At 45.7% G+C, this 12,911-nt stretch carries 13 protein-coding genes, 1 tRNA gene, 1 rRNA gene, 1 other RNA gene and 1 other annotated feature; of the genes, 2 read left to right on the top strand and 14 right to left on the bottom strand.

All coding sequences use genetic code 11. The features are described from left to right. Positions 1-243 precede the first annotated feature (243 nt). The 7 genes from L2D08_RS22945 to tadA all read right to left on the bottom strand — a co-directional run bounded on the left by L2D08_RS22945 (position 244) and on the right by tadA (position 4,310). Positions 244-444 carry a pro-sigmaK processing inhibitor BofA family protein gene (locus L2D08_RS22945; protein ID WP_242237737.1) on the bottom strand — a complete coding sequence of 67 codons (201 nt, stop codon included), beginning with the start codon at positions 442-444 and terminating at the stop codon, positions 244-246. Between the two features lie 34 nt (positions 445-478). Then, positions 479-697 (bottom strand): YaaL family protein, encoded by a 219-nt coding sequence (locus L2D08_RS22950; protein ID WP_242237739.1) that lies wholly within the window; start codon positions 695-697, stop codon positions 479-481. Positions 698-711: 14 nt separating this feature from the next. Continuing rightward, the gene (gene recR / locus L2D08_RS22955) at positions 712-1,308 is read right to left on the bottom strand and encodes a recombination mediator RecR (protein ID WP_242237741.1); all 597 of its coding nucleotides are present in this window, start codon (positions 1,306-1,308) and stop codon (positions 712-714) included. Between the two features lie 16 nt (positions 1,309-1,324). Continuing rightward, on the bottom strand, positions 1,325-1,645 hold the full coding sequence (locus tag L2D08_RS22960) for a YbaB/EbfC family nucleoid-associated protein (protein ID WP_375164564.1): 321 nt from the start codon (positions 1,643-1,645) through the stop codon (positions 1,325-1,327). 24 nt (positions 1,646-1,669) lie between these two features. Beyond that, positions 1,670-3,391 (bottom strand): DNA polymerase III subunit gamma/tau, encoded by a 1,722-nt coding sequence (dnaX, locus tag L2D08_RS22965; RefSeq protein WP_242237743.1) that lies wholly within the window; start codon positions 3,389-3,391, stop codon positions 1,670-1,672. 120 nt (positions 3,392-3,511) lie between these two features. Then, an RNA gene (gene ffs, locus L2D08_RS22970) (signal recognition particle sRNA large type) lies at positions 3,512-3,776 on the bottom strand. Positions 3,777-3,821: 45 nt separating this feature from the next. After that, complete coding sequence (tadA, locus tag L2D08_RS22975; RefSeq protein WP_242237745.1) at positions 3,822-4,310, bottom strand: tRNA adenosine(34) deaminase TadA; 489 nt, start codon at positions 4,308-4,310, stop codon at positions 3,822-3,824. 54 nt (positions 4,311-4,364) lie between these two features. Here tadA and L2D08_RS22980 point away from each other — a divergent pair, with 54 nt between their 5' ends. Both L2D08_RS22980 and L2D08_RS22985 read left to right on the top strand, forming a co-directional pair. Next, a complete protein-coding gene (locus tag L2D08_RS22980; RefSeq protein WP_242237747.1) occupies positions 4,365-4,913 on the top strand; it encodes a cysteine hydrolase family protein in 549 nt (182 codons plus the stop codon). A 47-nt stretch (positions 4,914-4,960) separates the two neighbouring features. Further along, positions 4,961-6,247: a glycoside hydrolase family 18 protein gene (locus L2D08_RS22985; RefSeq protein WP_242237749.1), complete on the top strand. Its 1,287-nt coding sequence runs from the start codon at positions 4,961-4,963 to the stop codon at positions 6,245-6,247. Positions 6,248-6,312: 65 nt separating this feature from the next. Here the strand turns inward: L2D08_RS22985 and L2D08_RS22990 are convergent. The 7 genes from L2D08_RS22990 to rrf all read right to left on the bottom strand — a co-directional run. Then, a tRNA-Ser gene (locus L2D08_RS22990) sits at positions 6,313-6,405 on the bottom strand. A 59-nt stretch (positions 6,406-6,464) separates the two neighbouring features. Next, positions 6,465-7,745, bottom strand: coding sequence for a serine--tRNA ligase (serS, locus tag L2D08_RS22995; protein WP_242237751.1), 1,281 nt, complete (start codon positions 7,743-7,745; stop codon positions 6,465-6,467). Between the two features lie 44 nt (positions 7,746-7,789). Further along, positions 7,790-8,010, bottom strand: a binding site (T-box leader). 32 nt (positions 8,011-8,042) lie between these two features. Further along, entirely contained in the window at positions 8,043-8,636 is a 594-nt protein-coding gene (gene pdxT, locus L2D08_RS23000) for a pyridoxal 5'-phosphate synthase glutaminase subunit PdxT (RefSeq protein WP_242237752.1), read from the bottom strand. After that, complete coding sequence (gene pdxS, locus L2D08_RS23005; protein WP_242237755.1) at positions 8,636-9,517, bottom strand: pyridoxal 5'-phosphate synthase lyase subunit PdxS; 882 nt, start codon at positions 9,515-9,517, stop codon at positions 8,636-8,638. The genes pdxT and pdxS overlap by 1 nt, the downstream gene beginning before the upstream one ends. A gap of 107 nt (positions 9,518-9,624) precedes the next feature. Further along, entirely contained in the window at positions 9,625-10,965 is a 1,341-nt protein-coding gene (locus tag L2D08_RS23010) for a D-alanyl-D-alanine carboxypeptidase family protein (RefSeq protein WP_242237756.1), read from the bottom strand. 147 nt (positions 10,966-11,112) lie between these two features. Next, a complete protein-coding gene (guaB, locus tag L2D08_RS23015) occupies positions 11,113-12,576 on the bottom strand; it encodes an IMP dehydrogenase (RefSeq protein ID WP_242237776.1) in 1,464 nt (487 codons plus the stop codon). 259 nt (positions 12,577-12,835) lie between these two features. Then, a 5S ribosomal RNA gene (rrf, locus tag L2D08_RS24730) occupies positions 12,836-12,911 on the bottom strand; the annotation flags it as partial.

Below are 12,911 nucleotides of genomic sequence, written 5' to 3' on the forward strand. Positions count from 1 at the left end.
GGTGTTTTTAATGGAAGATAAAAATTTAAAACGTTGACGTTTTTATTGATTTTGTTCAGTTTTCAATGTTCAATGTTCAATTCGTTTATGTCATCTCTGCGACAACTATAAAATCATATCATTGCCTGATGCGATTTGTCAATATGATTTTTAACTTGTTTATTTCTTGCTGATTGCTTTTCAGCAGCAACTTTATTAATATACCAGATCATCTCTTTCACGTCAATAAATTTTTAATATTTTTTACGGGAAAACAAAATAATAAATAGCTGCCAGAGAGAGAACTCCTGGCAGCCCGAGGAAACCGGCTAAAAAAGCAGTAAATGGATTTATCACAATATACAGATCCGTCTCTTGTATACATACATTGATCACGTATAAAAGAAAAGCACCTATCACCGTTTTCTTAAAAATCATCATCAGAATCCCGCTCAATTTTCGCATTTTTTCACGCTCCTCTTCTATATATAGAAGAGAATTATTCTTTTATGCGAATTTGCCGCTTTTTCGCTTCGCGAAACAAAAAGAAATATTTCGCTTGAGCGGCTTTTGTTTGAGCTTCGAGCTCATTGTTTTGTTCAAAGCTAAGACGAAGCAGGTCGCGATTTTTAAACCAATCTGTTCTTGCCTGGCTCATTAAGCTGATTAATTTATCATCATATATACTGCGCATGCTTTGTTTTTTGCGAAAAAACATAGATGCTTTCCTCCTTATAGCTCCCGGCGTCCCTCAATCGCCTTAGACAAAGTCACTTCATCGGCATATTCAAGATCACCGCCGACTGGAAGGCCATGAGCAATGCGGGTCGTCCGGATACCAGATGGTTTTAGCAGCCTGGAGATATACATCGCCGTTGCTTCTCCTTCGATATTCGGATTGGTCGCTAAAATGACTTCTTTAATGGTTTCATCCTGAAGCCGTTTCACTAAGTCCGGTACGTTGATATCTTCCGGCCCGATTCCTTCCATTGGAGAGATAGCGCCATGAAGAACATGGTACAAGCCATTGTATTCCTTCATTTTCTCCATCGCAATGACGTCTTTCGGGTCCTGTACGACGCAGACAATACTTCGATCACGGCGCTCATCTTTACAAATGGAACATGGATCTTGATCGGTAATATGGCCGCATACTGAACAATAGCCAAGGTCACGTTTGGCATTCACAAGTGCTTTCCCGAATTCAAGCACATCTTCTTCTTTCATGTTTAGCACAAAAAAAGCCAGACGAGCCGCTGTTTTCGGCCCGATGCCCGGCAATTTCATGAAGCTGTCAATCAGCTTCGTTATAGGTTCGGGATAATACATGTATAATTCCTCCTCTTTAGAAAGGAAGGTTCATCCCTTTCGTAAACTGTCCCATCGTCTGGTTCGTTTCATCGTCTACTTTTTTCAGCGCGTCATTTACTGCTGCAAGAACAAGATCCTGAAGCATTTCGATATCATCCGGATCTACAACCTCTTCCTTGATTTGAACATCGGTTACTTGTTTTTGGCCGGACATGCTGACTTTCACCATGCCGCCTCCTGCTGTTCCTTCAAATTGTTTTTCCGCCAGTTCTTCCTGCGCCTGCTGCATCTGCTTTTGCATTTTCTGCATCTGCTTCATCATATTCTGCATGTTGCCCATTCCTCCGCCACGCATCATGTTCATCATCCTCCAATTAAATTAGTCTTTGATTTCAAGAAATTCTTCTCCAACAAGCTCAAGCGCTTTTGACACGAGAGGATCTTCTTCCTCTTCCGGCACATCCGCTTCTGTTTCCTCACCTGGTGGTGCCATAATGCCTTCTTCTTTTTGCTTTTTCACAAAAGAGCGGCGAATGTCGAGCCACGCTTCTTCCGGCACAACAAGCGGCCGATATGGCTTGCCGGTTAATTCATTTAAAATCGTCGAAATGGAATCCATAAACGCTTTATTATCAGAGGCCATTTGACAATGAATTTCGTATTTAAATTTTAACACAAATGAGTCTGCAGACGCAGCGACAGGTTCTGCATCATTTAAAAGAGCTGCCTGAGAGCGCATTTGCCGTTCATTCAAGTAGCCAATCATATTGCCCCAGCGGCTTTTAATATTTTGAATATCCTGCTTGGTTGCTTCTGAAAGTACTTTTTCAATCTGCGGAACGGCGACTTTAAATTGATTGCTCGGGCGTGACATTTTCTTTGCAGACGGCTTCGGTGCTTCCGTTTCTATTGAGCCGGCCGGACGTTTTTTCAGCTCCTGCACTTCCTGCTCAAGCCGGTTTATTTTTTCAAGCAGGCCGGCGATTTCCGGGCCGGAGGCAGCCGACTCTGCTTTCACGTGAAGACGGCTCATTTTCACGAGGGCCACTTCAAGATAAATACGCGCATGATTGGTGAACTTCATATCCTGCTGCGCTTTATTTAAAATGGCGATATATTCATAAATAGCCGCTTCAGACACCCGGCCGGCAAGTTCTGTAAATGCTTCTTCCGCCATTGTGCGCTCTAACGATTCTTCAAGTTCCGGCGCCATTTTTAAAAGCAGCATATCACGGAAATATAAAATTAAATCCTCTGTAAATCGAGCCGGATCTTTTCCTTCCATAAGCAGTTTGTTCAGTGTTTGAACGGCTTCAGCGGCGTTTTGATTAAAAACGGCCGCAGCGATGCCCTGAAGCATCTCCTGCCCGACTGTCCCGGTTACTGTTAGAGCATCTTCTTCTGTTAAACGGCCGCGGCTGTAAGAAACCGCTTGATCGAGCAGACTAAGGGCGTCACGCATTCCGCCTTCCGCCGCCCGGGCAATGATCGGCAGTGCCGGTTCATCAAACGCTGTTCCGGTTTCATTTAAGATAAGCGTCATGCGCCCGGTAATCGCCTGAGCCGTAATTCGCTTAAAATCAAACCGCTGGCAGCGGGAAATAATCGTGAGAGGAATTTTGTGCGGTTCCGTTGTCGCCAAAATAAAGATCACATGCGCCGGCGGTTCTTCAAGCGTTTTTAATAAAGCGTTAAACGCGCCGGTTGAAAGCATGTGCACTTCATCAATAATATATACTTTAAACCGGACAGAGCCGGGTGCGTACTTTACTTTGTCGCGAATATCGCGAATTTCATCTACACCATTGTTCGAAGCTGCGTCAATTTCAATTACATCCTGAATGGATCCATCTGAAATTCCCCGGCAGGATGCACATTCATTGCACGGTTCTGCTGAAGGACCGTTCTCACAGTTTACCGCTTTAGCTAAAATCTTCGCCGCACTTGTTTTTCCGGTTCCACGCGGGCCTGAAAAAAGATAAGCATGTGAGATCTTGTCTTGAAGGAGAGCGTTCTGAAGCGTTTTCGTTATGTGCTCCTGCCCAACGACATCCGCAAAGTTCTGCGGCCGCCATACACGGTATAATGCCTGATAGCTCATTCTGTACCCCCTTCATCTTTCTTGTTTTATTATAAACGAACGAGCACACCTTTTCTATTCCAATGAAAGCAAAAAGACGCCCGGCAAACCGGACGCCTTGTTTATGTTTATTATGTAATACCGTGCACCTTCTGTCGACTGCCAATCACAGGCGTTACTTGAGCAGTTAGCTCAGCCCAGGCTGCCCCGCGGCACATGAGAGAGTCCACTTAATGCTGCTTCCTTCCGGACCTGACATGGTTCATGGGTTCCCATTGCGCAGGACCCGAACGTCAACGCCACTTACAAAAGGCAGACCCCACAATTAAACAGCCTCGAGAAGGAATTCAGTCCCGCTAGAGCGGATTGCGGATACAGGGCACCGCTACCTCCCCACTTAGCACGGCAAGATCTATTATACTACCTTGAGTCAAAAAAAGCAATGTGGAAACTATTTACTCTGTTGCTGCTTTTTTTGTTCCTTTTTCCTTTGCCGGATATTCCGAAAAAACTGCGTCAGGATCATGCCGCATTCTTCTTCCAACACACCGGGCACCACTTCGCAGCGATGGTTAAAACGGTCATCTTCAAGCAGATTCATCAGTGTACCGGCGCAGCCGGCTTTCGGATCTGCTGCTCCGTAAACCACCCGCTCTACACGAGACAATAAAATGGCGCCACTGCACATCGGACACGGCTCCAGTGTAACGTAAAGCGTCGTCCCTTCCAGCCTCCAGCCTTCTGTTGCTTCACAAGCGCGTTGAATGGCTAAAAGCTCTGCATGGGTAACCGCGTTTTGAGTCGTTTCCCTCAAATTGTATCCCGATGCAATGACTTTATTGTCTTTCACAATTACCGCCCCGATCGGCACTTCACCGAGGCGCTCGGCTTTTTTTGCTTCCTCAATTGCCAGCTTCATAAAAAATTCGTCCACTTTCATGCTCCTTTCTGCAGAAATAAGGGTAGTACATATAGAAGTGAAGGAGGAACAGTTATGACCAAAAAATGTGCACTTCTAGTTGTTGACATGATTAACGATTTTCAATTTCCAAAAGGAAAACAACTGGCCGGCTTTACAAAAGAAACGATCGAACCGATTTTGCAGTTGAAAGATCATTTCCATCAAAAAGAATGGCCGGTTATTTATATAAATGACCACTATGGACTTTGGAAAGCGGATATTGCGCTGATTACAGACCACGCATTTAATGAAATAAGCGCTCCTATTATACAGCAAATGAAGCCGAGCGACGAAGATTACTTTTTAATCAAGCCAAAGCATTCCGCTTTTTACGGTACCGCTCTCCATACACTGCTGCATGACCTAGGCGTAGATTCGGTAGCCGTAACAGGCGTAGCCGGAAACATTTGTGTTTTCTTTACTGCAAACGACGCTTATATGCGCGAGTTTAACATTTACGTTCCAAAGGATGCCATTGCATCGGAGGAAAAGAAATTCAACGAATATGCACTTGAAATGATGGAAACAGTTCTTAGCGCAGATGTGCGCCCGTCAAATGATTTGATCCAACTGTTGTCATAAGACGCGTTTCCTCTCTGTACACTTAGTATAGAGAGGAGGAACGGCGTATGGACATTTATGTTGTAAAAAGCGGCGATACATTATTTCAGATTGCACGGCGGTACGGGACAACCGTAGACGCAATCAGCGACGCAAACCAGCTTGCGACTCTGCCACATCTTGTGGTCGGACAGGCGCTAGTGATCCCTATTGCAGGAAGGTTCCACACTGTGGTCGCCGGAGACAGCTTATGGAAAATATCAAGGCAGTATGGAGTGACCGTTGAAGAAATTGTTCGTCTCAACGGTTTGTCGCCAACTGCTCCGCTTCAAATCGGACGTCGGCTGCGTATTCCATCGCCTCCAAAAAAACAAATTGAGTCTCTTGCTTATGTCGAGCCTTCTGCGGCCGGTTATTCAAGCACTATTCTCAACCAAGCCCGGGAAGCGGCCCCCCATCTCAGTTACTTTGCTCCGGTCAGCTACAATGCAAGGCGGGATGGATCTTTGACAGAACCGGCCGTTCGCCCCATCGCAACAATTGCTGAACAACATGGCACCGTGCTCATGATGGACATTACCAATTTAGAAGAAGGACAGTTCAGTGGAGAGCTTGCCCGCGTACTGCTGAACGATACAGCTGTACAGGAAACCTTTTTAAACAATATCAGCCGGATTGCCGCCCAAACAAATTTCAGGGATATTCATTTTGATTTTGAATATTTGCGGCCTGAGGACAGGGAAGCATACAACCAGTTTCTCCGCCGGGCAGTGGAACGATTTCACCGCGAAGGCAAAACAGTTTCAACCGCTCTTGCGCCTAAAACAAGCGCCACCCAGCAGGGGCAGTGGTATGAAGCGCATGATTACAAAGCGCACGGAGAAATTGTGGATTTCTCCGTCCTTATGACCTATGAATGGGGATACAGCGGAGGTCCGCCAATGGCCGTTTCACCGATTGGACCTGTCCGTAACGTCCTTACGTATGCCGTAACGGAAATGCCTGCTTCAAAAATTGTCATGGGCCAGAATTTGTACGGATATGACTGGACACTTCCATACAGGCCAGGAAATCCGTTTGCAAGGGCGGTCAGCCCGCAGGAAGCACTACGGCGTGCGGCGCGTTATAACGCTTCCGTCCGTTATGATTTCACGGCACAGGCTCCTTTTATTGACTACACAGACGAAGAAGGACGTGCTCATAAAACTTGGTTTGAAGATGCACGCTCGGTCGATGCAAAATTCTCACTCATCAGAGAGCTCGGACTGCGTGGCATCGCTTATTGGAAAATCGGTTTTTCCTTCCCACAAAACTGGCTGCTGCTTTCTGATCGGTTTACGATCGTTAAAATATAAAAAGAACGCCCATCTGACGAATCAGATGGGCGTTCATATCTCCAATTATGCACTTATGTTAAAAATGGAGGAGGAAAGGGGATTCGAACCCCTGCGCGGTTTGACCCGCCTGTCGGTTTTCAAGACCGATCCCTTCAGCCGGACTTGGGTATTCCTCCATCGTGTCGACAAGAATTAATTTATCATAGGGTAAATTATTCTGTCAACACGATTCCCCTTATTTTCTTTCGATTTTTTCTTTACCACCCATATATGGACGCAGCACTTCTGGAATTAGAATGCTTCCGTCTTCCTGCTGGTAGTTCTCTAAAAGAGCTGCCACTGTACGGCCAATTGCAAGACCTGATCCATTTAGTGTATGCACATGCTCGGGCTTGCCATTTTTCTCGCGGCGGAAACGGATATTCGCCCGGCGCGCCTGGAAGCCTTCAAAGTTTGAGCAGGAAGAAATTTCTTTATATTCATTGTAGCTTGGCAGCCATACTTCAATATCGTACTTTTTCGCTGCAGTAAACCCGAGGTCTGCAGAACACATGTCAAGTACACGGTAAGGAAGACCGAGCAGCTGCAGTACTTTTTCCGCATGACCCGTCAGCTTTTCAAGCTCTGCATAAGAATCTTCAGGCTTTACAAAACGAACCATTTCTACTTTGTTGAATTGATGCTGGCGAATTAAACCGCGTGTGTCACGGCCGGCAGATCCTGCTTCAGAACGAAAGCATGCGCTGTATGCTGCATAAGCGATCGGCAGGTCCTCACCATTTAAAATTTCATCGCGATGATAGTTTGTCACCGGCACTTCCGCTGTCGGAATGAGGAAGTAATCTTCTGCTTCAATCCGGAAAGCATCCTCTTCAAACTTTGGCAGCTGCCCTGTCCCCGTCATGCTTCCCCGGTTTACCATGTACGGCGGCATCATTTCTGTGTAGCCATGCTCTTCCGTGTGCAAATCCAGCATAAAGCTGATAAGAGCACGTTCAAGCTTTGAACCCGCCCCTTTATAGAAAGTAAAGCGGCTGCCTGTTACTTTGCCGGCACGTTCGAAATCAAGGATATCCAAATCGGTCGCTAAATCCCAATGCGGCTTTGCTTCAAAGCTAAATTCCGGCACGCTTCCCCATTTACGAATTTCCACATTATCTTCTTCAGAATCGCCTGCCGGGACACTTTCATGCGGGATGTTCGGCATCCGCAGCATCAGCTGCTCCAGTTTTTCTTCTGTTTCCCGAAGCTCCGTATCAAGCTCTTTAATTTTTTCGCCAACTTCACGCATTTCTTTAATAAGTGCATCCGCATCCTGTTTTTCTTTTTTTAAACGAGCAACCTCCTGTGATACTGTGTTGCGTTTGCTCTTCAGCTCTTCTGTCTGGCCAAGCAGCTCACGGCGCTTTTTCTCCAGTTCTTCAAAATCTTCAAATGCGCTCATATCCTCGCCCCGGAACTTCAGGCGTTCTTTCACTTCTGCAAAATGAGTCCGCAAATATTTCATATCCAGCATATGCAATTCCTCCTTTAAAAAATAAAAAAACTTCCGCCCCTATGGAAAGGGACGGAAGTTTGATTCCGCGTTACCACCCTGATTGAAAGCCATACAGCTTTCCTCTCAAACAACGTTTTAACGGCCTGCGCCGGTCAATGCCTACTCTTCGTGTTCAGCATCCCGCTCCAGAACGGATTCACCTGGCTTCTACACCGGTTCGCACCACCCACCGGCTCTCTTTAAGAAGAAGTATCAAGCTACTGACTTCCTTCATCGCGTTTCACTATTCGATTTGCATTCAATGTACTACATTTTTTATGAATGCGCAAGTGACGCTTTTGCCTGCTCCGCCATCTTGACAAAGTAAGCGGTAATGCGATGGTCATCCGTCAATTCCGGATGAAAAGAGCAGCCGAGATATTGGCCGTTGCGGGCAGCGACAATCCGCCCGTCGCATTCTGCCAATATTTCTGTTCTTTCACCTGCTGAGACGATATGCGGCGCCCGAATAAAAACAGCATTGTAATCGTCTGCCACGCCTTTAATGACAAGGTTTGCTTCGAAGCTTTCTTTTTGACGGCCAAATGAGTTTCGTTCAACCTTGATATCCATTAAGCCAAGATGCGGCTCATCATACCCAGCCACTTCGCCAGCGAGTAAAATAAGGCCTGCGCACGTCCCAAACATTGGACGCCCTGATTCCCCAAATGCCCGCAGCGGCTCCATAAAACCGTAGCGGTCCATTAAGCGGCGCATTGTTGTACTTTCACCGCCGGGCAAAATCAGCCCATCCAGCTCATCCAGCTGCTCCGGCCATTTTACCACTACAGCCTCTGCTCCGCTTTCCTCTATTGAACGAACATGCTCACGAACGGCACCCTGCAGGCCCAGTACACCGATCTTTGTCATTACCAGCCGCGCTCCTGCATACGGTCAGCTGCTGCGATACCGGCAATTTCAAGGCCTTTCATCGGCTCACCAAGCTCTTTCGAAAGTTCGGCAATCAATTTGTAGTCCTGGTAATGAGTGGTTGCTTCCACGATCGCACGGGCAAATTTCGCCGGGTTTTCTGATTTGAAAATACCAGATCCAACGAATACACCGTCTGCACCGAGCTCCATCATCAGTGCTGCGTCCGCTGGTGTTGCAATACCGCCTGCTGCGAAGTTGACAACCGGAAGACGTCCTTCTTTTTTAATTTGCATTAATACTTCAAAAGGAGCGCCGTGAATTTTTGCTTCTGTCATAATTTCATCTTCGTTCATATGAACGAGCTTACGCACTTGTGCATTTACTTTGCGCATATGGCGCACGGCTTCTACGATGTTTCCTGTTCCCGGCTCGCCTTTTGTGCGGAGCATGGAAGCACCTTCACCGATACGGCGTGCTGCTTCACCGATATCACGGCATCCGCAAACGAACGGAACAGTAAAATCGCTTTTCAGCAAGTGGTATTCTTCGTCTGCCGGCGTTAACACTTCACTTTCATCCAAGTAATCAACACCCATTGCTTCAAGCACACGTGCTTCTACAATGTGGCCAATACGCGCTTTCGCCATAACCGGAATCGTAACAGCGTTCATCACTTCTTCTACAATACGGGGATCTGCCATACGGGCAACGCCGCCTGCTTTACGAATATCAGAAGGAACGCGCTCAAGCGCCATAACTGCAACTGCGCCTGCTTCTTCTGCAATTTTTGCCTGCTCCGCATTTACGACGTCCATAATTACGCCGCCTTTTTGCATTTCTGCCATTCCACGTTTTACACGGTCTGTACCTGTATTCATTTGATATTCCTCCTATATTGATCAGAAAGGTCTGATTTTTTGTAAAATACTTAAATCCTAATAAACACGAAAAATCACCTTCTGTCAATAGCAGAAGGTGATTTTTATTAAAACCAACCAGTTATCGTATCTATCAGCCAGTGCCAGCCGTTTGCGATTCCGCCGCCAACTGCCCGCATTGATAAAACAAACCAATTCGCTTTCTCAACGTTTTCGGCAGTTTGCACTTTTGTCTGACCGCCTGCTTTTAGGAAAGGAACAGCCTCTCCTTTTTCATCCTGAACTTCAACAAAACCAACCACTTTACCCTTTTTAACCGGGGCAACCAGCTCGTTATTTTTATCCAAATCCGAACCATTTAACGTTATACCTGTTTTATATTTCGTGTTTGAAGCTTTTGGCACTAAAACAGACAGATCGGAAGCTGTTTCAAGCTTTACTTCCTTCTCTTTTCCTTTTTGAACAGGTACCGTTTCAGCTCCTTTTACAGTGCTTCCGGCTGCTGCAATTTCTTTACGCTCAAATTGAGTGAAGCCATAATCCATCAGCTTTTTCATTTCGGTAAAACGAGCGTTGTACGTCCCCTCGCCTTTGTCATCCGTTGCATCCATCACAACACCGATTAACTTTTGGCCGTCGCGTTCAGCTGTTCCAGTAAAGCAATATCCGGCGAAATCTGTTGTTCCCGTTTTTAACCCTGTCATGCCCTCATATTCAAAAACAAGGGACGGAAGCATCCAGTTCCAATTTTCCATTGCAATTTCATCGTCAGTTCCCTCACGGAATTTCTTTTTCGGAATTCCCGCTGTTTCAAGAACCTCCGGATAATCGTTCACCAGCAGGTAAGCAAGTGTCGCCACATCCCGGGCTGTCATCATGTTTTCCTCGGTCGGTCCACCAGTCGTATGATGGCCTTTTAAGTCTTTATTGTTTAATCCCGTCGCATTGACGAATTTTGCTTTTTCCATTCCGAGTTCTTTTGCTTTTTTGTTCATTAACTTAACGAATTCCGCTTCTGAACCGGCAATTTTTTCTGCAATCGCGATTGTTGCCGCATTGGCTGAATAAATGGTCATCGCTTCATAGAGTTCACGGATTTGGTATGTTTCGTCCGCACGAAGCGGTACATTCGACAAGCTGCGATCCTGTGACACTTGATATACATACTCCGATACCTGATACGTATCATCCAAGCTTACTTTTCCTTTTTTAACAGCCTCAAGCAGCAGATATTCTGTCATCATTTTCGACATACTTGCTACACCGAGCTGCTGGTTGCTATTTTTTTCAAACAAAATCTGTCCTGTTTCTCCATCAACCAAAATGGCTGCACCTGCATTAACATCAAATGCGGCATCTGCCTTTAACGCTCCCGGAGAAAATAATCCAAAGAACAACAAAATACTCAATACAACGGCACTGATCCGATACCCATTTCTTTTTCTCACACTCAAAACCCTCCATTTATTATGCAACACTTTCGTTATTGTACCATACACATTCAGGAGAAAAATAGACGAGAAACGACCTAGATAACTTGTTTTATAAAGAAGAAAAAAAGCCTGTCCGGCAATGGACAGGCTTTATACGTGTTTTTATAGAGAATAGTTAGGTGCTTCTTTTGTAATTTGCACATCGTGCGGATGGCTTTCACGAAGACCCGCACCCGTCATACGAACAAACTGGCTTTCTTCACGGAGTGCTACGATATCCTTTGTACCGCAGTAGCCCATACCTGAACGAAGGCCGCCTGTTAACTGATACAATGTGTCAGATAGTGGACCTTTGTAAGGAATACGTCCCTCGATACCTTCTGGAACAAATTTCTTTGCATCCTCCTGGAAGTAACGATCTTTTGAGCCTTTTTCCATCGCACTTACAGAACCCATACCACGGTATACCTTGAAGCGGCGTCCTTGGAAGATTTCTGTTTCACCAGGGCTTTCTGATGTACCCGCAAGCAAGCTGCCAAGCATAACTGCAGAGCCGCCGGCTGCAATGGCTTTAACGATGTCACCGGAGTACTTAATGCCGCCATCGGCAATGATCGCTTTGCCGTGCTTACGCGCTTCTGTTGCACAATCGTATACAGCTGTAATTTGTGGTACGCCTACACCGGCTACAACACGCGTTGTACAGATAGAGCCTGGACCGATTCCTACTTTTACAACATCTACGCCCGCTTCGAACAGCTCACGTGTTGCTTCAGCTGTAGCAACATTTCCAGCGATAATGTTTAAGTCAGGATAAGCAGCGCGGATTTCTTTTACGGTGTTGATTACGCCTGCTGAGTGGCCGTGTGCCGTATCGACAACAATTACGTCTACCTGGGACTTAACAAGCATTTCAACACGCTTCATCGTGTCTCCTGTTACTCCAACAGCAGCGCCTGCTAAAAGGCGTCCCTGCGCGTCTTTTGCCGAGTTCGGGAACTCGATTACTTTTTCAATATCTTTAATCGTGATAAGGCCTTTTAAAACGCCGTCTTTGTCAATAAGTGGAAGCTTTTCAATTTTGTGTTTTTGAAGAATTTTTTCTGCTTCATCCAGTGTAGTTCCTACTGGAGCTGTCACCAGGTTTTCCTTCGTCATTACGTCTGTAATTAAAATGGAGTAGTCCTGGATAAAGCGAAGGTCACGGTTTGTCAGGATGCCAACAAGCTTTTGCTCTTCTTGATTGTTTACAATTGGCACACCAGAAATGCGATATTTGCCCATTAGGTGCTCGGCATCAAACACTTGATGTTCAGGTGTTAAAAAGAATGGGTCGGTGATAACGCCGCTTTCAGAGCGTTTTACTTTGTCTACCTGCTCAGCTTGCTGCTCAATACTCATGTTTTTATGAATGATTCCTAAGCCGCCTTGACGGGCCATTGCAATAGCCATATCGCCTTCTGTTACAGTATCCATCCCTGCACTGATCATTGGGATGTTCAGTTTCAAGGTAGGTGTTAATTCCACCTTTAGAGATACGTCTTTTGGAAGCACCTCGGATTTAGCTGGAACAAGCAATACATCATCAAACGTTAAACCTTCTTTTTTGAACTTATCTTCCCACATAATTAAGCCTCCCTGACCGAAAAATATTATTAGTAGGTTATCAATTGAACGGGTATAATGTCAAGGCTCGCTTTATAAGTTAGATTTTTTGGAATTTTCACACTTAAATCCGAACGTTAAAGCAAACATTTTTTCACGCGGCAGGGAAACAATATTTCCCATATTCAGTGTCGCAGAGGCATTCTTCTGTTTTATTTTAGCTTGTTCTTCAAAAATTACAACAAAAAAGACAACCCGATTTCTCAAGTTGTCTTAGCGTGCCAGGCGGCGTCCTGCTCTCACAGGGGGAAACCCCCAACTACCATCGGCGCTGAAGAGCTTAACGGCCGTGTTCG

It is taken from the genome of Domibacillus sp. PGB-M46, assembly GCF_022668875.1.
Lineage (GTDB): Bacteria > Bacillota > Bacilli > Bacillales > Domibacillaceae > Domibacillus.